At 28.9% G+C, this 20,884-nt stretch carries 19 protein-coding genes and 1 tRNA gene; 13 read left to right on the top strand and 7 right to left on the bottom strand.

Annotated features, from left to right (window positions below; genetic code table 11):
- From BLT70_RS03540 to BLT70_RS03510, 7 genes are all read left to right on the top strand, one after another.
- On the top strand, positions 1 to 1,803 hold the full coding sequence (locus BLT70_RS03540; protein ID WP_091891642.1) for a UvrD-helicase domain-containing protein: 1,803 nt from the start codon (positions 1 to 3) through the stop codon (positions 1,801 to 1,803).
- 93 nt (positions 1,804 to 1,896) lie between these two features.
- Complete coding sequence (locus BLT70_RS03535; protein ID WP_091891639.1) at positions 1,897 to 2,331, top strand: UPF0158 family protein; 435 nt, start codon at positions 1,897 to 1,899, stop codon at positions 2,329 to 2,331.
- Between the two features lie 129 nt (positions 2,332 to 2,460).
- Complete coding sequence (locus tag BLT70_RS03530) at positions 2,461 to 3,042, top strand: acetate uptake transporter family protein (RefSeq protein ID WP_091891636.1); 582 nt, start codon at positions 2,461 to 2,463, stop codon at positions 3,040 to 3,042.
- A gap of 218 nt (positions 3,043 to 3,260) precedes the next feature.
- Positions 3,261 to 4,049, top strand: a complete 789-nt coding sequence (locus BLT70_RS03525; RefSeq protein WP_091891633.1) for a DUF1080 domain-containing protein — start codon at positions 3,261 to 3,263, stop codon at positions 4,047 to 4,049.
- Between the two features lie 6 nt (positions 4,050 to 4,055).
- Positions 4,056 to 5,021 carry a sugar phosphate isomerase/epimerase gene (locus tag BLT70_RS03520; RefSeq protein WP_091891630.1) on the top strand — a complete coding sequence of 322 codons (966 nt, stop codon included), beginning with the start codon at positions 4,056 to 4,058 and terminating at the stop codon, positions 5,019 to 5,021.
- A gap of 159 nt (positions 5,022 to 5,180) precedes the next feature.
- Complete coding sequence (glgP, locus tag BLT70_RS03515) at positions 5,181 to 6,821, top strand: alpha-glucan family phosphorylase (RefSeq protein WP_091891628.1); 1,641 nt, start codon at positions 5,181 to 5,183, stop codon at positions 6,819 to 6,821.
- Positions 6,822 to 7,050: 229 nt separating this feature from the next.
- On the top strand, positions 7,051 to 7,677 hold the full coding sequence (locus tag BLT70_RS03510) for an outer membrane beta-barrel protein (protein ID WP_091891625.1): 627 nt from the start codon (positions 7,051 to 7,053) through the stop codon (positions 7,675 to 7,677).
- Positions 7,678 to 7,929: 252 nt separating this feature from the next.
- On the opposite strand, the gene BLT70_RS03505 is transcribed toward BLT70_RS03510, so the two are convergent.
- The 3 genes from BLT70_RS03505 to BLT70_RS03495 form a co-directional block, all read right to left on the bottom strand.
- Complete coding sequence (locus tag BLT70_RS03505) at positions 7,930 to 8,895, bottom strand: YpdA family putative bacillithiol disulfide reductase (protein ID WP_091891623.1); 966 nt, start codon at positions 8,893 to 8,895, stop codon at positions 7,930 to 7,932.
- A gap of 14 nt (positions 8,896 to 8,909) precedes the next feature.
- Positions 8,910 to 10,424, bottom strand: coding sequence for an FMN-binding glutamate synthase family protein (locus BLT70_RS03500; RefSeq protein ID WP_091891620.1), 1,515 nt, complete (start codon positions 10,422 to 10,424; stop codon positions 8,910 to 8,912).
- A 289-nt stretch (positions 10,425 to 10,713) separates the two neighbouring features.
- A complete protein-coding gene (locus BLT70_RS03495; protein ID WP_091891618.1) occupies positions 10,714 to 10,965 on the bottom strand; it encodes a type B 50S ribosomal protein L31 in 252 nt (83 codons plus the stop codon).
- A gap of 254 nt (positions 10,966 to 11,219) precedes the next feature.
- Between BLT70_RS03495 and BLT70_RS03490 the strand changes: the two genes are divergently transcribed.
- The 5 genes from BLT70_RS03490 (at position 11,220) to BLT70_RS03470 (ending at position 15,855) form a co-directional block, all read left to right on the top strand.
- Positions 11,220 to 12,257, top strand: coding sequence for a glutaminyl-peptide cyclotransferase (locus BLT70_RS03490; protein WP_091891615.1), 1,038 nt, complete (start codon positions 11,220 to 11,222; stop codon positions 12,255 to 12,257).
- A gap of 119 nt (positions 12,258 to 12,376) precedes the next feature.
- Complete coding sequence (locus BLT70_RS03485; protein WP_091891613.1) at positions 12,377 to 13,888, top strand: hypothetical protein; 1,512 nt, start codon at positions 12,377 to 12,379, stop codon at positions 13,886 to 13,888.
- Between the two features lie 54 nt (positions 13,889 to 13,942).
- The gene (locus BLT70_RS03480; protein ID WP_091891610.1) at positions 13,943 to 14,404 is read left to right on the top strand and encodes a hypothetical protein; all 462 of its coding nucleotides are present in this window, start codon (positions 13,943 to 13,945) and stop codon (positions 14,402 to 14,404) included.
- A gap of 156 nt (positions 14,405 to 14,560) precedes the next feature.
- Entirely contained in the window at positions 14,561 to 15,241 is a 681-nt protein-coding gene (locus tag BLT70_RS03475; RefSeq protein ID WP_091891607.1) for an SDR family oxidoreductase, read from the top strand.
- A gap of 20 nt (positions 15,242 to 15,261) precedes the next feature.
- Complete coding sequence (locus BLT70_RS03470) at positions 15,262 to 15,855, top strand: SprT-like domain-containing protein (RefSeq protein ID WP_091891603.1); 594 nt, start codon at positions 15,262 to 15,264, stop codon at positions 15,853 to 15,855.
- 41 nt (positions 15,856 to 15,896) lie between these two features.
- Here BLT70_RS03470 and BLT70_RS03465 read toward each other — a convergent pair whose 3' ends face one another.
- From BLT70_RS03465 to BLT70_RS03450, 4 genes are all read right to left on the bottom strand, one after another.
- Entirely contained in the window at positions 15,897 to 17,366 is a 1,470-nt protein-coding gene (locus BLT70_RS03465; RefSeq protein ID WP_091891600.1) for a DUF389 domain-containing protein, read from the bottom strand.
- Between the two features lie 115 nt (positions 17,367 to 17,481).
- Positions 17,482 to 17,554: transfer RNA gene (locus BLT70_RS03460), tRNA-Lys, on the bottom strand.
- 60 nt (positions 17,555 to 17,614) lie between these two features.
- Positions 17,615 to 18,382, bottom strand: coding sequence for an ABC transporter ATP-binding protein (locus tag BLT70_RS03455; protein ID WP_091891597.1), 768 nt, complete (start codon positions 18,380 to 18,382; stop codon positions 17,615 to 17,617).
- Entirely contained in the window at positions 18,383 to 19,123 is a 741-nt protein-coding gene (locus BLT70_RS03450) for an ABC transporter permease (RefSeq protein WP_091891594.1), read from the bottom strand. It abuts the gene before it with no gap.
- A gap of 111 nt (positions 19,124 to 19,234) precedes the next feature.
- On the opposite strand from BLT70_RS03450, the gene pafA reads away from it, so the two are divergent.
- Positions 19,235 to 20,884 (top strand): alkaline phosphatase PafA, encoded by a 1,650-nt coding sequence (gene pafA / locus BLT70_RS03445; protein WP_091891590.1) that lies wholly within the window; start codon positions 19,235 to 19,237, stop codon positions 20,882 to 20,884.

Below are 20,884 nucleotides of genomic sequence, written 5' to 3'. Positions count from 1 at the left end.
ATGGTAGCTATTGAACAAATAAAAAAACATATAATAGAAAATAAAAGCTATGTACTTGAAGCTGGTGCAGGTTCAGGAAAAACATATACATTAATTCAAACCATAAATCACGTTTTAGCAACTAAGGGAGAAAGCATCAAATTAAACAATCAAAAAATTGTTTGTATTACTTATACTAATGTTGCAAAAAATGAAATTATTGAAAGGCTTGAAAATAATCCTTTAGTCATTGTTTCTACCATTCACGAATTTTTATGGGATTGCATTAAAAGATTCAACAAACAACTAATTACTGAATTAGATGTTTTAAACGAGTTTATGATTGCTAATAGTAAAAAACCTGAAAAATATAAAACTGGATTAAAAGACAGGATTAAAACAGATGTGAAATATGATGACAGTGGTTATAGAGATTTTGAACAAGGAAGTATCCATCACGATGATGTAATAACTTTGTCGTTACAAATGTTTAAAAATTATTCTACTCTAACTCAAATCCTAGGTCAGAAGTATCCTTATATTTTTATAGACGAATATCAAGACACAGCAAGTGAAACAGTTGATGCTATTGTAAATTATCTACTAGAAAGAAATAAAACAAAACTATTAATAGGTTTCTACGGAGATTCTTATCAAAAAATCTATGATGAAGGTGTTGGCTCATTGCAAACTTATATTGATTCAAACAAACTTGAACTCGTAACAAAAGATGATAATTATCGTTCTTCTGAAAATGTGGTCAATCTTTTAAATAACATACGAGATAACATAATACAAAAAATACCGGAAAGTAAAGAGAGTCTTAAAGGAAGTGTACAATTTATTAATTGTATAAACGCTCCTAAGCAACTAAAAGAAAAAGTAGCAGATTATAAAGAAAGAATTGCACCTAAAAAAGATTCAGACTACAATAGTGTGGTGTCAAGTTTAGAAAAAAATGGTTGGGATTTCTCAGAATTAGGAGACGACAAAATTTTAATAATTGCAAATAGCAAAGTTGCAGAAAGAGCAGGTTTCTTAAATCTTTATAAGATTTATACTAAAAGATACACCTTAGGTGCTAAAGAAGCTTTATTAAAAAGAGAAAATATATTTTCATCATACTTTATGGGTTCTATTGATAAAAAAACTTCTAAAGAACGTGAAACAGGAATTGAACATTTAGTTTCTTTTTGGGAAGACAAAAATTACAATAGAGTTATAAAATATTTAAAACAACAAGGAAGTTTTAGTTCTCTGACTAATCATTCTGATAAAAAAGAAATAGAAAGTAAATTAAAAGAATTAATTACTTTAAGAAAGACTGGAACAGTTCAAGATGTTTTTGATTTTTGCCAAGAAAACAAATTGTCGCTTCCTTCTAGAAAATTACAAAAATTCATAGAAAAGCTAAATATCGACATTACTACTATTACTGATGAAGATGAAAAGAAGAGAGCAACTAAAAATAAAGTATTTTATGATTCATTTATGCTTATAAATTATAATGAGATAATTTGTGCTTTTAAGCATATTCAAGAACAAACTTCGTATTCAACTAAACACGGAACAAAAGGAGAAGAATATAGAAATGTTTTAGTTGTAATTGATGATACCAGTTGGATTGCTAAATATAATTTTGAAAAATTCTTTAATGACACTGATGATAAAGAAGACAGAAAATTAAGAACTAAAAATCTTTTTTATGTTTCTTGTTCAAGAGCTAAAGAGAATTTAGTCGTTTTAGCTCTTTCTCAAATGGGAGATTCAGCAATGAATAAAATAACTGAATGGTTTGGTGTTGAAAACATACAAACAGAGTAAAATTATTCAAATCATTGATAAAAAAGTAATAAATACTACTATTCTAAATAAAACCTAAACACCAATACCTTAAATCTAAAACAAAACTCCAAAATGCATAACTCAAAAATCATAAAAGAGATTGCTCAAAACCTTACTTGTGGAGAAGATTCTTATTACAATTATAAAACAGAAGAATTGGTAACAATCCCGAACGCATCTATCGGATTTGATGAAGAAGAATTTCAAGAAATTTTTAAAGACGATTTAGAAAAGATAGCGAAACATAAAGCCGATTTCATAAAAATAGAAGTTTTAGAAAGCTTTCAATCCTATAAACTCATGGAACTTTTTATAGATCAATTACCAGAAATCGAATTGAAACAAATTCTAAAAAATGTCATCCAAAAGAAAAAATCATTTCAACGATTTAAACATCATATTGATGCTTCAACTTTTAGAGAATCATGGTTTGAATTTCAACAAAATGAACTCGAAAAAATAGTAGCAAAAGAATTAGAAAATGCAATTCGATTAAAAAAGCTTTAAAAACCATCTTTTTTATATGAGAACTCTCTAAAATAAATATACGCTATTCTTTTAAAAAAGAAGCACTTAGAAACTAATAAAAATCTTATATTAGACAGCAATAATAACTAACCAACTAAATATAAAACTATGAGTACTATTAAATTAGGTAATCCTGCAGTAGTAGGTTTATCGGGCTTTGGACTAACAACTTTACTTTTACAATTTCATAATTTAGGCTGGTGTGGCTTAGGACCAATTGTGGCAATGGCGTTTATATTTGGCGGTTTAGCACAATTAATTGCTGGTTTTATGGAACAAAAAACAGGAAACAATTTTGGTTTTGCTGCCTTTTCTACTTACGGTGCTTTTTGGATTGGTTTAGGCATTATTTGGCTCTTAAATTATTTTAAAGTTTATACATCAAGCACAACAGACGTCGGTTTTTACTTAGTAGGTTTTACCCTTTTAACGCTTATTTTTTGGATAGGTTCACTTTTTATACACGCTGCTATGTCAATAACTTTTACCACATTAGCATTAGGTTTTATCTTATTGGATTTAGCACATTTCGGTTTTCCAGAGGTAACAACTTTGGCAGCAATCGTATTAATTATTTGTGCTTTTAGTGCTTGGTATATGATGGCATCAATTGTAATAAATGACGTTGCCGGACGAGAAATACTAAAAACAGGAAAACCTTGGATAAAAAAAACTAGTAAACTTCTTTAAGTTTTATTTAAACAATATTTGTATCACTTTCTTTTAAGAATAAACAAAAGTTTAACTTAAAAGAAAGTGATTCTTTTTTGTAAAAATTTAGTTATACAATTATAGTTTCATAGCATAAAATAAACTCTCAGCCACCTTTTATATATCCTTGTTAACATTAAAGCAAAATATTTAAAATAACTTCGTCAATAATCAACATTATAATCGAAATACAAGATATGCTTAAACTAAAAATAATTCTATCACTAATTACAATAATTTCGTTAAACTCATGTACCTCTAACACTGCCAAAAAAAATAATAAGTGGGTTTATCTTTTTAATGGTAAAGATTTAAATGGCTGGGTTACCAAAATTAACCATCATAAACTAGGCGATAATTTTGCAAACACCTTTAGAGTCGTAAATGGTGCAATACAGATTAATTACAATGAGTATTCTGAATTTAATGAACGCTTTGGACACCTTTATTATGAAAAACCTTTTTCTTCTTACCACTTAAAATTTGAATATAGATTTACAGATCAATGGATGGAAGATGCTCCACACAACACTTATAGAAATAGTGGTATAATGATTCATTCTCAAAATCCAAATAGTATATTAAAAGATCAGAACTGGCCAATTTCTATTGAATACCAAATTTTAGCTGAGAGAAAAGAAAAAGAATCTAGACCTACAGGTAATATGTGCTCTCCAGGAACAGAAGTGTTTTTTAAAGGAGAAATGGAGCCAAAACACTGTATATCTTCAAGCTCTAAAACCTATAAATGGAATCAATGGATATCTGGAGAAGTAATTGTTTATAAAGACTCGTTAATTCAACATATTGTCGAAAACCATAAGGTATTAGAATATACTAAGCCACAAATTGGCGGTAAAATAGTAAAAGGCTATGATAAGCATGTAAAAATTGACGGCAAACCTCTAAAGGAAGGTTTTATCGCTTTACAAGCAGAAGGTCAAGGAATTGAATTTAGAGAAATAAAAATTAAAAATCTTAATTAAAAAACGATGATAAGCAAACCTATACCTTCATTTGTACAATTTATACTCCTTTTATTTGTTAATTTTTTATTACTTTCTTGTAATTCTAAACCAAAATCATCAAAAATAACTGACCAAAAATTAACCATCAAAGCAAAATCTACTTCAGATTTTAAAATATCACTTGCCCAATGGTCTTTACATAGAGCTTTTAAAGACGGTAGCTTAGATCCAATGGATTTTCCTAAAATAGCAGCCTCATATGGCATTTATTCTATTGAACTTGTAAATAGCTTTTATCTAAAAAAAGTAAATGACAAAACCTATTGGAAAACTTTTAAGCAAAGATGTGATGAGAATAAAGTAAGCGTTGGCATAATTATGTGTGATCGTTTAGGAAATCTTAGAAATCCAAATGTGAAGGAGCGAATAAAAACAGTAGAAAACCATTATGCATGGATAGATATTGCTAAATATTTAGGAGCTCATTCTATTCGTGTAAATGCAACCGGTAAAGGTAACGCAGATGAAGTAGCTCTAAATGCTATTGATGGTCTTAATAAACTAAGTAAATATGCATCAGAAAAAGATATTAATATAATTGTAGAAAACCACGGAGGGAATTCCTCTAACGGCAAATGGCTTGCAAGTATTATAAAACAAGTTGACAAAAAAAATGTAGGAACTCTTCCCGATTTCGGCAATTTCTGCTTGAAGCGTGATTCTGATAAAAATTGTCTTTCTGAATATGACAGGTATAAAGGTATTAGTGAACTAACTCCCTTTGCAAAAGGCATTAGTGCAAAATCCTACGATTTTGACAAAAAAGGAAATGAAACAAAAATTGATTTTCTTAGAATGATGAAAATCGTAAAAAACTCAGGATATAAAGGATATATAGGTATTGAATATGAAGGGAACTCTCTTTCTGAACCCGAAGGAATAATTGCAACAAAAACGTTGCTTGAGATGGTTTTTACAGAATTAGAATAAAGAAAACCTTTAAAATCCACTTCTACTTAAAATGATTAATATCATAAAAATTTAAACACATTATAAATTAACTTAAATTACCTAAATTTAACTTACTAAAACAAAATAAACTGTGTATTTTCCTTACTTTTAATACTTAAAATCAAAAAAGATTATTTTATGGAACACATATATAGTAAATGGCATCACCCATACAAACCGGCAGCAAAATACAAAAAGAAAGTTGCATATTTTAGTATGGAATTTGGTATTGATCAGGCTTTTAATATTTACTCTGGAGGACTCGGTTTTTTAGCAGGTTCTCACATGCGTTCTGGATTTGAACTAAAACAAAATATGATTGGTATTGGTATGCTTTGGAAATATGGATACTACGACCAAGCTAGAAATGAAGACCAAACATTAAAAACTGAATTTAATGAAAAACACTTCGATTTTTTAGAATATACAGGTATAGAAGTAACTATTAAACTTCATGACAACCCAAATGTAAAAGTAAGAGCGTATGTTTTAAAACCAGAAGTTTTTGGGACTGTGCCAATGTATTTTTTAAGCACAGATGTTGATGGAAATGATCATTTATCAAGAACAATTACCAATCATTTATACGATCAAAATCCGGTAACTAGAGTATCGCAAAGTATTGTTTTAGGCATTGCGGGCGCAAAAGTCGTTGAAGCTTTAGGTGGCGCTGAAACGTATCACTTAAATGAAGGTCATGCATTACCTGCATTTTATTATTTAAGAGATAAAGGTGTAACAAAAGATCAAATGGTATTTACAACTCATACACCAGAAAAAGCAGGAAATGAAGAACGAGATGCACGTCATTTAAACAGATGTGGTTTCTTTGGAAGAACGCTTTCTGAAGAAGAATTACACAAAGAAATGGTAAATGGAGGCATGATTAATTATACCATTTCTGCTTTACGAATGGCTAGAAAAGCAAACGGAGTTTCTAAATTGCACGCAATCGTAGCAAATGATATGTGGAAAGATTATGATGGTATTTGCGAAATTATTCCGATTACGAACGCTCAAAATCAGAAATTTTGGCAAGATAATGTCATCAAAGAATCTTGGAAAAAAAGAGATGCTGTTGTTTACAAAAACAAAAAAACACAATTAAAAAAAGAACTTTTTGATGAAGTTTATAAACAAACTGGTAAACAATTTGATCCAAATGTGTTAACGATTGTTTGGGCTAGACGTTTTGCTGGTTATAAAAGAGCCGATTTACTTTTACATGATTACAATCGTTTTAAAGAATTAATCCATAACGAAAAATATCCCGTACAAATTATTTGGGCTGGTAAACCTTATCCGTTTGATTATGGTGCTATAGATACTTTTAACCATTTAGTACATCAATCTAAACAAGAAGCAAATCTTGCCGTTCTTATTGGTTATGAAATAGACTTGTCTAGAAAATTAAAATGTGGTTCTGATGTTTGGTTAAACACACCTAGAATTACACGTGAAGCTTCTGGAACTAGTGGTATGACTGCTGCCATGAATGGTTCTGTAAATGTTTCTACGGATGACGGTTGGATTCCTGAATTTAAAAAAGACGAAGAAAACTGTTTCGTATTGCCTGCTTTAGATTATAAATTGCCTACCTACGAACAAGATAAATTAGACACCGATAATTTATACAATATTTTAGAAAACAAGGTGTTACCAACGTATTACGACGCTCCTAAAAACTGGCAAAAAATAGTGTTTAAAGCGATGGATGATGTTATTCCTGAGTTTACAACCCAAAGAATGGCTGATGATTATTATAAAAAATTGTTTTAGGTAAAACCAAAACAATTACTAGTTTATGCATCAATAAAGATGAATGATTTAAACCTTAATATTTAATTATTAAGGTTTTTTTTATTTTAAAACCTTATTTAATTCATAATTAATTTTTCTTAATACTCTAAACCATTTATTTAAATTATTAGATACACAAACTTAACATACAAAGGAAAGACTTGGAATACTAATTGTGTTTAAACAAAACTAACTTTAAAACCATTACATGAAAAAATTAATACTAGTAGCCTTATTAATTGTTAGTGCAATTACTGTAGGACAAGAAAAAAAAGAAAAACAAAACATTAAAAAAGGAACTTGGGTTTTTGGTGGAGATCTTAATTTTTCTAGCGGAGGAAATGATTATACGGATCCATCAATATCAGACACAGATTATACAGGCTTTGGTATAACAGCAAAAACAGGATATGTTTTTACAAAAAACAATTTAGAACTTGGTCTTGGGCTTGGGTTTAGTACTAGTAAAAATGCATCTGGAGACTATGAAAACAAAACCAATTCTTATAAAATAGCTCCTTACGTAAAAAAGTACCTTCCAGTTAACGATATCTTTAGTTTTTTTCTGCAAGGTGAAGTTGCTTTTTCTAATTATAACATAGAAGAAAACTATAATAATTCTACTGATATAGAAAGCAATTCATTATTTATTGGAGTAAGACCTGGTTTTGTTTATTTTGTAACCAAAAAACTTGCCCTTAATGCAAATATTGGAGCTCTAGGTTATAATACAAATACTTATAAAACAGATAATGTAACTCAAAGTAAGAACAATTCTTTTAGCTTTAATTTAAGTTCTTCGGATCTTCTCTTTGGTTTTTGTTATTTTTTGTAATTAAAACTAAAATCGCTTCTTTAAAACTAGACTTCATTTCTGGTTTTAAAGAAGCGATTTTTTCAAAATACTCATAAAAGTGATTTAAATAGATAGTCGCATACATACTATTTTAACTTATTACTTCCTAAAAATATAGTTTTGATTAAATTCAATATAAATATCAATGAAATTTTCATCTATATATTTCAATTTTGTTGACTAAATTACATTTATCTTAAGTATCCTTAAGACAATAGAAAAGAAGAAAATCTATTTTTTATTCAGAATATCATGAACAATCATTTTTGCATGAATTCTAGAGTTTTCTATAAACCATTTGTGCGTTTCCATACCTCCACAAATAACGCCTGCTAAATACACCCCTTTTATATTGGTTTCCATAGTTTCACAACTATAAGAAGGAATTTTCTTTTCATCTTTAGACAATTCAACACCAATTTGATTTAAAAAAGTAAAATTTGGTTTGTAACCTGTTAAAGCTAAAACAAAATCATTTTGTATTTTTTCTATTCCGTTTTCTGTGTTTATTGTAATGTTTTCTTCGGATATTTCTTTAACAGTAGCATTATAAAATACTTTAATACTTCCTTCTTCAATTCTGTTGATAATATCTGGTCTTACCCAATATTTAACACGTTGCCCAACTTCTGTTCCTCTAATAATTAAAGTAACCTCTGCTCCTTTTCTATAACACTCTAAAGCTGCATCTACAGACGAATTACTTGCGCCAATAACGGCTAATTTTTGTCCCGCATAAAAATGCGGGTCATTATAATAATGAGAAACTTTTGGTAAATCTTCTCCTGGAACTTGTAACAGATTCGGAATATCATAAAAACCTGTTGCAATGACTATATTCTTAGATTTGTAGGAATTTTTATCAGAAATAACTGTAAACTCATTTTCTATTTTAGCTACTGATGTTACTTTTTCAAACAGCTTTATATTTAATTTATTTGAAGTTGCAATTCTTCTGTAATATTCTAAAGCTTCACTTCTTCTTGGTTTTGCTTCTTTACTGATAAACGGAATTTCATCTATTTCTAACTTTTCTGAAGATGAGAAAAACTGCATATTCACCGGATAATTATACAACGAATTTACAATAGGTCCTTTTTCTAAAATCACATAACTTAAGCCCTTTTTTTGAGCTTCTAATCCGCAAGCAATTCCTATAGGACCTCCACCAATAATAACAATATCAAAAAAATTCATATAAATATACTTGTTTACTTTTTATAATAAATGTTTTCTAAACTAACAATTTCTTCGTCTTTTCTACGTCTAAAAACCTGATTTGGTTTTAAGTCTGCTATAGAATCAACGCCCATTGAAGCAACAACTTCTTTTACAGATTTAATGGTTTCGTTATGATAGTTTTTTACACGCAGATTTTTCTTTTCTACCACCAAAGCTTTTACTAAATCTTCATCTTGTGTTGCAACACCTACTGGGCACGAATCTAAATTACATTCTCTGGCTTGTATACAACCTAAACTTAGCATAAAACTTCTTGCCATTCCAATAGCATCTGCGCCTAAAGCTAAAATTTTAACAATATCAAATGCATCAATTGCTTTACCACTTGCAATAATTTTAACTTGATTTTTTAACTTATATTTTACTAATAATTTATTTACAAAAACCAAACCTTCAACTAACGGTGTACCAATATAATTTGTAAATTCCATTGGTGCAGCACCAGTACCACCTTCTCCTCCATCTACAGAAATAAAATCTGGATAATTATTGGCATCAGCAAAAGCTTTAATCATTGCTTCTATTTCGTCATTATCTCCAACACAAAATTTAATTCCTACAGGTTTTCCTTCAGATAAATCTCTTACTTTTTGAATAAAGAGAATCATTTCTTCATAATTAGAAAAAGCAGAATGACTTGGTGGCGAATCTACTTGCGTACCTGATACAACTGCTCTAATTTCTGCAATTTCTGGAGTGTTTTTTACTGCAGGTAAAATTCCTCCGTGACCAGGTTTTGCACCTTGAGAAAATTTAATTTCTATCATTTTAACTTCAGGACGAATGGCATTTGCTTTAAAAATTGCGTCATCAAAAATACGTTTGCCATTAATATCGTGTTTACCAGCACCAAAATATCCGGTTCCTACTTGAAAAATAACATCTCCGCCTTGTAAATGATATGGAGAAATTCCGCCTTCACCAGTATTATGCGCAAATTTGCCCATTTTTGCTCCTTGATTTAATGCCATAATTGCATTTTTACTTAACGAACCAAAAGACATTGCAGAAATATTAATAATTGAAGCATCGTATTTTTGAGTACATTTATCAGAACCAAAAACAACTCTTTCACCTTTAATATAATGATGATCTTTAGGAAATAAAGAATGTTTTACAAATTCATAGCCTTTAGCATATACATTATGTTGCGTACCAAACGGAACTGTTTCTTTAGATAACTTAGATCGCTGATAAACAATACTTCTTTTTTCTCTGTTTATGGGCGTTCCGTTTAAATTATCTTCAATAAAATATTGTTGAATTTTATCTCTTTCGTCTTCAAAAAACCAACGTAAACGAGCAATTACCGGAAAAGCTCTTAATAAGGAATGTTTGGTTTGTAAACTATCGTAAATGGCAATAACTGTTAAAAAACATGCTATTGATAATAATATAATAGTTCCTGTTTGCGGAATGAAGTAAACTAAAACTCCAGATAAAATAGTGATTCCTATAAAAATAGAAAGTATGGTATTTCTCATTATAAAATAGTTATTTAAAAAGACTTTAAAAATACTCAATTAGTACGAGATTTTGTACTAGCCTTACAAATAGTTTGCGTTAGGGATTGCAATGACATCCTTTTTGTTTTTTACAAAAAGATATAATGGAAAGCCCGACCTGCAAGGTAACGCCCAACTTATAACTAGAACTCGAATTATATAAATTACCTTAGCAAAAATGCCTTGTAATATTAACGTAAAAATGAAGCACAAAAAAAACTTCAACAAATAAATGTTGAAGTTTATATATTTTAAAATTCTAAAAAGATTACTTTTTGAATTTTGCGTATTTGTTTTTAAATTTATCAATACGTCCTGCAGCATCAATAAGTTTAGATTTACCAGTGTAAAATGGGTGAGAAGTTCTAGAAATCTCTAATTTTACTAAAGGATACTCTACACCGTCAACATCTAAAGTTTCTTTAGTGTCTACAGTAGAACGTGTTAAAAAAACATCATCGTTAGACATGTCTTTAAAAGCTACCATTCTATAATTTTCTGGATGAATTCCTTTCTTCATTGTTTTATATTTTAATACTTTAATGTTATGTTTGTATGCGAAAAGTTGGTAAAGTTTTACGCGATTCTCTAAACAGTTAATAATTAACCATTTTGAGGTTGCAAATTTAACCTTATTTTTTAATTTACAAATAAAAAAATGTTTTTATTTGGTCTTTTAAATACTTTACGTAAAAAACGGATTAACTTTGTAATTAAAATTAGATAATATCACTGATTTTTAAATATTTAAACTAAAAATATAATACTTTAATAATGAAAAAGCTTGCTGTACTAATTTCCTTTTTAACCTTCTTGTTAGTTACTTCTTGTAATGATGATTATAAATTTACCTTAGATGTTGTTAAAAAAACGACACTAAATAGTTCTATTACTATTACACTTAAAGAAAAAAATGACAAACCTGTAGATAATGTTCAGTTTTTTGTTGATGGTGTAGAAATTTCTGCGGATGGAAATTCTGTAACTATTAATACGTCGGATTTTGGCGTTGGTAAACACGCTGTTTCAACTTTGGCATTTTTTCCTGGTAAAACTAAAAAGACAAATAATTCGTTTGAAGTTTTAGCAGATAAAGCACCAGCAATTTATACGTTTAAAATTATAAACTCTTTTCCTCATGACACTAAAGCATACACGCAAGGTTTAGAATACCACAATGGTTTTTTATATGAAACTACAGGACAAAGAGGTGAATCTTCTTTAAGAAAAGTAGAAATTTCTACAGGTAAAGTGCTACAAAAAATTAATTTAGACAAACAATACTTTGGAGAAGGAATGACAATTTTAAACAATAAAATTTATTGGTTAACATGGCAAGCTAAAAAAGGTTTTGTGTATGATTTAGCAACGTTTAAACAAGAAAAAGAGTTTGCATTTAATAAAAGTAAAGAAGGTTGGGGTTTAACTAATAACGGAACTGAATTGATAAAATCTGACGGAACTAACAAAATTTGGTTTTTAAACCCAACAACTTTTAAAGAAAAACACGCTATACAAGTGTATACAAACAAATATGCGCTGGATAATTTAAATGAATTAGAATTGATTGATGGAAAAATATATGCAAACAAATATCAACAAAATGCAATTGTAATTATTGATGTAAAAACAGGAGCCGTTTTAGGTGTTGCAAATTTATCTGATTTAAAAACAGAAATGGAAAAAACACAAACCTTAGTTCCTGAAGATGAAGTTTTAAACGGAATTGCTTTTGACAAAGAAAACAATCGCCTTTTTGTTACCGGTAAACATTGGGGAAAACTTTTTGAAATTGAGTTGATTAAAAAATAATAAACTACTCATTTTTAAGTTCTATTTTATACAAAATATTTAGTTGAAGATTCTTTAAAAAAGTTTACAAGACTTATACTAACCTCTCGATTGCTTTCGAGAAGACAGAAAATAAATATATGCGTTACTTTTTATCATTTCTTATTTGTGTTGCTTTAATATCTATGAGTTCTTGCAGAAAAGATTTTTCTACAATACCAAGTTTTGGAAGTTTAGAATTTTCTAAAGACACTGTTTTTTTAGATACCGTATTTACAAATATTGGTTCTGCTACTTATAATTTAAAAGTTTATAACAAAGGTAAAAATGCAATTACGATTCCTAAAATTGCTTTAGAAAACGGAACCTCATCAAACTACAGATTAAATGTTGATGGAATTCCCGGAAAAGAATTTAACGACATCGATATTTTAGCTAAAGACAGCATTTTTGTTTTTATAGAAACTACAATTGATGTTAATAATACAGTAAATCCTTTATACACAGATAGAATTTTGTTTGATAACGGAACAAATGAACAAGATGTAGATTTGGTTACTTTGGTACAAGACGCTAATTTTATTTATCCGGGTAGAGATGCATTAACAATGAAAATTGATAGTTTAACTATTGATGGAGAACCTACAACTCTAAAAGGACGATTTTTAACAGATACAGAACTTACATTTACAAACACAAAACCAACGGTAATTTATGGTTATGCTGCAGTTGCCGCAAATAAAACATTAACGATTAACGCTGGTGCAAAAGTCCATTTTCATGATAATTCTGGTTTAATTATTGACGATAAAGCTACTTTAAAAGTAAACGGAACTTTAGCTGAAAAAGTAATTTTTGAAGGCGATAGACTAGAAAATAGTTTTAGTCAAACTCCCGGACAATGGGGCACAATTTGGATGCGAGCAGGAAGTAAAGACAATGAGATTTATCATGCACAAATTAAAAACGGAATTATTGGAATTTTAATTGATAGTATTGGGGCTACTTCTACTCCAACTTTAAAGTTACAAAACACCGAAATATACAATCATTCTACCTACGGAATTTTAGCTAGAGAAACCAATATTGAAGCACATAATGTAGTTATTGGTTCTGCTGGTGAAGCTTCTTTTGCTGCCACAATTGGTGGAACTTACAATTTTACACACAGCACATTTGCCAACTTTTGGAACAACGGAATTCGTCAATTACCAGCCGTTTTAATTAATAACTTTTTTACGTATCAAGATGATTCTGGACAAGATATTATAGAAACTAGAGATTTACATGCTGCCAATTTTACCAATTGTATTTTTGACGGAAATAACAATATTGAATTTGTAATTGATAAAGTTGATGGCGGAGGAATCTTCAATTACAACATTAGTAATTGTATGATTCAGTTTAATGACACAAGCAATTCGTTTGAAGATAATACCGAATTAGATTTTACAAACTCATTTTATCAGAACATCATTTTAAATGGATATACTAATTTCAGAAATTCTCAAAATGAAGATTTTATTATTGGGCTAGATTCTGATGCTATAAACAAAGCAAAAACCTCTACTTTTAATGTAGATATTTTAGGAGTTGACAGAACTACAAATCCTGATATTGGCGCTTACCAACATATTACTTTTGAAGAGTAACCTATAGACCTCACGGATTTAAAAAAATCGTAAGGTCTTCTTAATTTCTCAAAAATGAAAAAATTTCGTTTACCAAGAAAGATAAAAAAGAAATTAAGTGGACTTTGGCTATATCCAAAAGATGAAAAAGGAAATTCTTTAATGGCACATCCTAAAACATCCCAAGAAGATTATACTGCAGTAAAACAAGGTCTCGTTCATAATATTCTTGATAGAAAAAATTCAAGAAAAAGAAGTATTGAATTTCACCAAAAGATTGACGTAGAAATTTCTATTTCTGATGAATTGCTAAAAAAATATGTTGATGATTATTTTAGAGAAGATGTAAGAATAGCATCTTATCAAACATTAATAAATGCTAAAAATAATTTACATACTATTAAATATTACTTCAATTTTATAAATGCATATCAACTAAATAAAAAAGATGGCAGTTATAGTAATATTCCTGCTTTGGCTGTAGAACAAGCGCAAAAATTATTAAAGAAGAAATACATCAGAAAAAACAATAAATAAAGTAATTGACTACATAAAATATAGTTAGTTTGCGCGGCTATAATTTATATTATAACAAGCGTAATAAAAACTAAAATTATTTTTCTTTTTGTTTGATTTTAATTCTTAAATGTTTGAAAATTTGAGTAGATTGCTTCATCAAAATTTTTAATTTAAATGAAAAACGTTGTTATTACAGGAACAAGTAGAGGAATAGGTTTTGAACTAGCTAAATTGTTTGCAAAAAAAGGTCATCAAGTTTTAGCTATTTCTAGAAATACAAAACCTTTAGAAACTGTAAATCATAAAAATATCTCTTTACTTTCTGTTGATATTTCTAATAATTCTGATGTTAAAAAAGTAACCGATTTCATCCAAAAGAACTGGAAACAAGTTGATATTTTAATCAATAATGCTGGTAAACTTATTAACAAACCTTTTACAGATTTAACTTCTGATGATTTTTTAGAAGTCTATAAAGTAAATGTTTTTGGAGTTGCAGAAATTACTAAAAATTTAATTCCGTTTTTACAAAAAGGAAGTCATGTTGTTACTATAAGTTCTATGGGCGGTATTCAAGGAAGCATGAAATTTCCTGGTTTAGCAGCATATTCATCAGCAAAAGGAGCCGTTATTACCTTATCAGAATTATTAGCCGAAGAATACAAAGAACAACAAATTGCTTTTAATGTTTTAGCTTTAGGAGCTGTACAAACAGAAATGTTAGAAGAAGCTTTTCCAGATTATAAAGCGCCGCTTTCTGCAGAAGAAATGGCAAACTATATCTTTGATTTTTCTTTAACAGGAAATAAATTTTATAACGGTAGAGTTTTACAAGTTTCAACAACAACACCGTAAGTAGTAAGCAAATTTAAATTTTGAGTTTAGAATACCAAAAACACATTCCACCAAAAGCAATTCCGTTTGTTCAATTTTTAATTGATGAGCATTCTTTTGATTTGTTTATTGTGAATCAAAGAGCAACAAAACATGGTGATTTTAGAAAATTACCAAACGGTAGATTTCAAATTACGGTGAATAATAACTTGAACAAATATCAGTTTTTATTGACTTTAGTTCATGAAATTGCACATCATGTAACACATCAGAAATTTGGACGTGTGCAACCTCATGGCATAGAATGGAAAACTGTTTTTCAGCATTTAATGTTGCCATTTATCAATCCAGATATTTATCCGAAGGAAATATTACCTTATTTAGCAAACTATTTAAAAAACCCAAAAGCAAGCACAGATGCTGATGTAAATTTATCTTTAGCTTTAAAAGGTTTTTCTGCTGATTCTGGAAAACATTTTATTTTTGATATTCCTTTTGGTAATTTATTTGTATTTAAAAATACCATTTACAAAAGAGGTAATAAACGAAGAACACGTTATGAATGCATGGAAATGCACTCTAAAAAGGTATATTTATTCAATCAAAATGTAGAAGTAAAAATTTACAAACCTTAAATAGTTTACATAAAAAAAGCACCCAAATGGATGCTCTTTTTTTATCGTTCTCTTTTAATAAAAAGTGTATCTAACTCCATTTCTTTTTGAAGCCAAGTTCTTAATTCTCTTTCTTTAGGTCTAATAATACTATCAGTTAATCGATAATTCCATTTAATAGTTGCTGTAGGAATTGTATCAATCTTTATAAAATCTTTAGATGATAAAACATTTGCAAAACTAATTTTCTCAACATCACTATATCTTATCTTTGTATCTTTAGCTATTCTACTAAAAGCAACAATGTTTTGGTGTTTGTTTAACGCATCTTGTTCAATTCTATTATTTAAAGAAGATATTGTTGCCTGCAAGTCTACAATTTGGCTTTGCAAATCGACAATAATCTTTTTACTTTCTAGAAGTTCTTCTCTTTTTTCTTTATAAGCTGTTGTTATTAAATCATAACTTTTAGTGTCGCTTCCTTTAATTCTAAGTTTAAAATCGTTTAAATTAGGATATAACTGTTTATTTAAAAGTTCGTTATTTAAATCATTTATGGTTGCATCTGTAACTTCACTTAAAAAATTTAGATATAACTCCTTTTTCTGATAATCTGGATCCCAATCAATTAATTGTAATGAATTGTTATTTTTAATTTCATTTTTTATAAATCCACCAATTTGTGAATCTATTTTACTTTTATTAAAAACATTTATAAAGGTAAAAATAGCTGGTATCATAACAGCTACACCCACTATCGTAGCAATAATTGCATATCTTTTTCTTTTGGCTGCATTGGCATATTTATGCATTGGAAAACTTAAAAGTTTCAAAACCAAAAATGTAGCTAAAGCAATAAATATAGTATTAATTGTAAACAAATACATTGCCCCAGTAAAGTAGGTTAAATTACCTTTTGCCAAACCATAACCAGCAGTACACAAAGGTGGCATTAATGCAGTTGCAATAGCTACACCAAAAATTACAGAAGCAATAGTACCTTTTTTAGTTCTTGCTACCATTAAAGCTAATCCTCCAAAAAAAGCGATTAGAACATCTCTAACATCTGGACTAACTCTACCTAATAACTCCGAATTATCTTCACTTAGCGGAAAAAAGTAAAAGAATAAAAAAGAAGCTAATAAACTTAAAACAATCATCGTTCCAAGGTTTACAAACGATTTTTTTAACGTATTGATATCGTTAATGGCAAAAGACATCCCAATTCCAAGAATTGGCCCCATTAAAGGCGATATAAGCATGGCTCCAATTACTACCGCAGTAGAATTTGCATTTAAACCAATTGACGCCACAAAAACTGCAAAAATAAGAATCCAAGCTGTTGCTCCTTTAAAAGGAATATCTGCCTTAATAGCATTTATTGTAGCTTCATGATCTGTATCATGACGAAAATCTAAGAGTTCTATTAAGAATTCTTTAATACTTAAAAACAATCCTTTTGCATCACTTTTTACGTCATTTTTAGATTGTTCTATGACATCTATATTTTCGTCTTTTTTTTCAGTTTCCATTTCTACCTAATTATATTTTATGTAAATATATATAAAATACAACTATCTAAATTTAAAAAATTATAGTGCATAAAAAAAACTCTGCAATAATTTGCAGAGTTTTTAACTTTGATTGTGACCAGGCTGGGGCTCGAACCCAGGACCATCTCCTTAAAAGGGAGATGCTCTACCAACTGAGCTACCGGGTCATCTTTCTTTCTTAGCGGCTGCAAATATATAAGTTATTTTAAATAAAACAAACATATTTTTTATTTTTTTTCATTTAAATATGCTTCCCTTACTTTTTTAAATAAATTAGAAGAATACACAAAGTCTACAACAGCCTCATTATTAGTTTTAAATATCTCTTCACTACTACCTTCCCAAGCTTTATTTCCATTCTTTAAAAAAATTATTTTTTCTCCAATTTCCATTACAGAATTCATATCATGAGTATTAATTACGGTTGTAATGTTATATTCATCTGTAATTTCTTGAATTAATTTATCAATTACAATAGCAGTTTGAGGATCTAAACCAGAATTTGGTTCATCACAAAATAAATATTTAGGATTCATTACAATCGCTCGGGCAATTGCAACTCTTTTTTGCATTCCTCCAGACAATTCTGATGGAAGTTTTTTATTTGAGTTTGGTAAATTTACTCTATTTAATGCAAAATTTACTCTATCTAACATTTCTGAATATGTATTATCAGTAAACATTTTTAAAGGAAACATTACATTTTCTTCTACGGTTTGAGAATCGAACAAAGCACTCCCTTGAAAAACCATACCAATTTCTTGTCTCCATTGTCTTTTTTCTTCAATAGTAAATTGTGTATTAATTCTACCATCAAAAGAAATTGTTCCTTTTTCTGGTGTATGTAATCCTATTAAACATTTTAAAAAAACTGTTTTTCCTGATCCACTTTGACCAATAATTAAACTAGTTTTTCCTGCCTCAAATGTTGTTGAAATTCCTTTTAACACTTCTACATCGCCAAAACCTTTATATAAATCTTTAACTTCTATCATTTAGGTTAATAACATTTGGGTTAAAATATAATTAGCTATTACTATTAAAATGGTGGTCCAAACTACTGCTTTTGTACTTGCTTTACCAACAGCAATAGAACCTCCTTTTACATAATAACCATGATATGATGGCACAGAGGCAATTAAAAAAGCAAAAATTAATGTTTTAATCATAGAATATACAATTAAAAAAGGCTTAAATTCAGTTTGTAGTCCTATTACATAATCAACTCCACTAAACAAACCAGAAAGAAGACCAGTAAGCCAGCCACCAAAAATTCCTAAAATCATTGCCAAAATGATTAAAAAAGGATAAAATAAAACTGTTGCCAATATCTTTGGAAGTACTAAATAATTTAATGAGTTAATACCCATAACTTCTAATGCATCTATTTGCTCTGTTACCCTCATTGCACCAATGCTTGATGTAATATAAGAACCAACTTTACCAGCTAAAATAATTGAACAAAATGTAGGCGCAAACTCTAAAATAATAGATCTTTTTGCTGCAAAACCAATTAAGGAATCGGGTACAAAAGGATTATCTAAATTTAGCGCAGTTTGTAAGGCAATTACACCACCTATAAAAAAAGAGATAAACATAATAATACCCAAAGATTTTAAACCAAGTTCTTCTATTTCTTTGAACAAAGCTTCATAAAAAACCTTCTTTCTTTGAGGCTTTTTAAAAACCTGAACAAGCATCATAAAATATTTACCAGTGTGCTCTATGTAATTCATAGATTAAATTTTGTGCTAAAGTATTAAATTTACATCAATAGAGGGTAAAATCCATCCATCAAAAATAAAAATTAACGTACTTTTGATCTTATTACTAAAGTTTAATTAATTATGAAAAAACACATTTTATTCTTAACTTTTTTTACAATTCTAATCTCTGGATGTAAAGTTCAAGAAGTAAAACAAGAAACTACATCTGCAAAACCAAAACTTGTTGTGGGCATTGTTATTGACCAAATGAGATATGACTATTTAAGACGATTTTCTAACAGATATAGTGATGATGGTTTTAAACGTTTGTTAAACAATGGTTTTTCGTTAGAAAATGCACATTATAACTACATACCTACATATACAGCTGTTGGACATACATCAATTTATACTGGAACAACACCAAGTAATCATGGTATAATTTCTAACAATTGGTATGATAAATTTTTAAAAAAATCTATTTATTGTGTTGATGATAGTAATTACAAAACTATTGGAAATGAAAGTTCTACAGGAAAAAAATCGCCTGTAAGAATGCAAACAACAACAGTAACAGATCAATTACATTTAGCGCAAAACATGAATGGAAAAACCATAGGAATTGCTATTAAAGATCGATCTGCAATTTTACCTGCAGGTCATACAGCTAATGGTGCTTATTGGTTTGATGGCGGTAAAAATGGAGAATGGGTTTCTTCTTCTTTTTATATGGAAAACTTACCAAAGTGGGTATTAGATTTTAACAAATCTGGAAAAGCAGACAGTTATTTAAAAACGCCATGGAATACTCTTTATGACATTAATACATACACAAATAGTATTGTTGATGATAATATTTTTGAAGGAAAATTTACAGGTGAAACTACAACATCTTTTCCTCATGATATTCCTAATTTAAAAGAGAAAAACGGTGGTTTTAATATTATAAAAGCAATTCCTGCAGGTAATTCTTTTACAGCAGATTTTACAAAAGCTGCTATTATTGGCGAAAATTTAGGTAAAAGTAATTACACAGATTTTTTAGCTGTAAGTTTTTCTTCTACAGATTATGTTGGGCATCAATTTGGACCTGCATCCAAAGAAATAGAAGATACTTATTTACGTTTAGATAAGGATCTTGCAGATTTATTATCGTTTTTAGACCAACAAGTAGGGCAGAATAATTATACTGTTTTTTTAACTGCAGATCATGCTGCTGTTGATGTACCTTCTTATTTACAATCCCTAAAAATACCCGCTCACTATTTAAGTTTTAGCAAATTTAAAAAGGCTGCATTAGAGATAACTAAAAAATATTTTAATTCGATTGAGTTGATAGAAAACATTTCTAATTATCAAATATTTTTAGATAAAGATAAAATTGAATCTTTAGGTTTAGATAAAAATGTTGTTGCAGAAAAACTAGTAGAAGAAGTTATTAATTTCGACGGAATTTATAAAGCTGTATCTGCCAAAACAATGCAAACAAGCAATTTTACAAGTGGTATTTTAAACTCGTTACAAAACGGATACAATCAAAAGTTTTCTGGTGATGTACTACTTATTCCTTATCCTGCAACTTTAACTGGTGGTAGAACTGGTACTTCTCATGGTTCTGGGTATTCTTATGACACACATATTCCTGTTATTTTTTATGGAAACGGAATTAAAAAAGGAGTTTCTAAAAAGAGTTATGAAATTATTGATATTGCTCCTACAATTTCAAATTTATTACAAATAGAAGCTCCAAATTCATCCACAGGAAAAATTATTGATGAAGCTCTTAAATAA

It is taken from the genome of Polaribacter sp. KT25b (assembly GCF_900105145.1).
Lineage (GTDB): Bacteria > Bacteroidota > Bacteroidia > Flavobacteriales > Flavobacteriaceae > Polaribacter.
The sequence above is the reverse complement of the archived record's forward strand: the minus strand, read 5'-3'. Positions and strand labels throughout refer to the sequence as shown.

Excerpts from the sequence above, each read along its gene's own strand:
- BLT70_RS03495 (WP_091891618.1), bottom strand. The coding sequence starts at position 10,965 with ATGAAGAAAGGAATTCATCCAGAAAATTATAGAATGGTAGCTTTTAAA.
- BLT70_RS03520 (WP_091891630.1), top strand. The coding sequence starts at position 4,056 with ATGATAAGCAAACCTATACCTTCATTTGTACAATTTATACTCCTTTTA.
- BLT70_RS03500 (WP_091891620.1), bottom strand. The coding sequence starts at position 10,424 with ATGAGAAATACCATACTTTCTATTTTTATAGGAATCACTATTTTATCT.
- BLT70_RS03510 (WP_091891625.1), top strand. The coding sequence starts at position 7,051 with ATGAAAAAATTAATACTAGTAGCCTTATTAATTGTTAGTGCAATTACT.
- BLT70_RS03475 (WP_091891607.1), top strand. The coding sequence starts at position 14,561 with ATGAAAAACGTTGTTATTACAGGAACAAGTAGAGGAATAGGTTTTGAA.
- BLT70_RS03465 (WP_091891600.1), bottom strand. The coding sequence starts at position 17,366 with ATGGAAACTGAAAAAAAAGACGAAAATATAGATGTCATAGAACAATCT.
- BLT70_RS03480 (WP_091891610.1), top strand. The coding sequence starts at position 13,943 with ATGAAAAAATTTCGTTTACCAAGAAAGATAAAAAAGAAATTAAGTGGA.
- BLT70_RS03540 (WP_091891642.1), top strand. The coding sequence starts at position 1 with ATGGTAGCTATTGAACAAATAAAAAAACATATAATAGAAAATAAAAGC.
- BLT70_RS03525 (WP_091891633.1), top strand. The coding sequence starts at position 3,261 with ATGCTTAAACTAAAAATAATTCTATCACTAATTACAATAATTTCGTTA.
- glgP (WP_091891628.1), top strand. The coding sequence starts at position 5,181 with ATGGAACACATATATAGTAAATGGCATCACCCATACAAACCGGCAGCA.
- BLT70_RS03450 (WP_091891594.1), bottom strand. The coding sequence starts at position 19,123 with ATGAATTACATAGAGCACACTGGTAAATATTTTATGATGCTTGTTCAG.
- BLT70_RS03485 (WP_091891613.1), top strand. The coding sequence starts at position 12,377 with ATGCGTTACTTTTTATCATTTCTTATTTGTGTTGCTTTAATATCTATG.
- BLT70_RS03530 (WP_091891636.1), top strand. The coding sequence starts at position 2,461 with ATGAGTACTATTAAATTAGGTAATCCTGCAGTAGTAGGTTTATCGGGC.
- BLT70_RS03535 (WP_091891639.1), top strand. The coding sequence starts at position 1,897 with ATGCATAACTCAAAAATCATAAAAGAGATTGCTCAAAACCTTACTTGT.
- BLT70_RS03505 (WP_091891623.1), bottom strand. The coding sequence starts at position 8,895 with ATGAATTTTTTTGATATTGTTATTATTGGTGGAGGTCCTATAGGAATT.
- BLT70_RS03455 (WP_091891597.1), bottom strand. The coding sequence starts at position 18,382 with ATGATAGAAGTTAAAGATTTATATAAAGGTTTTGGCGATGTAGAAGTG.
- BLT70_RS03490 (WP_091891615.1), top strand. The coding sequence starts at position 11,220 with ATGAAAAAGCTTGCTGTACTAATTTCCTTTTTAACCTTCTTGTTAGTT.
- pafA (WP_091891590.1), top strand. The coding sequence starts at position 19,235 with ATGAAAAAACACATTTTATTCTTAACTTTTTTTACAATTCTAATCTCT.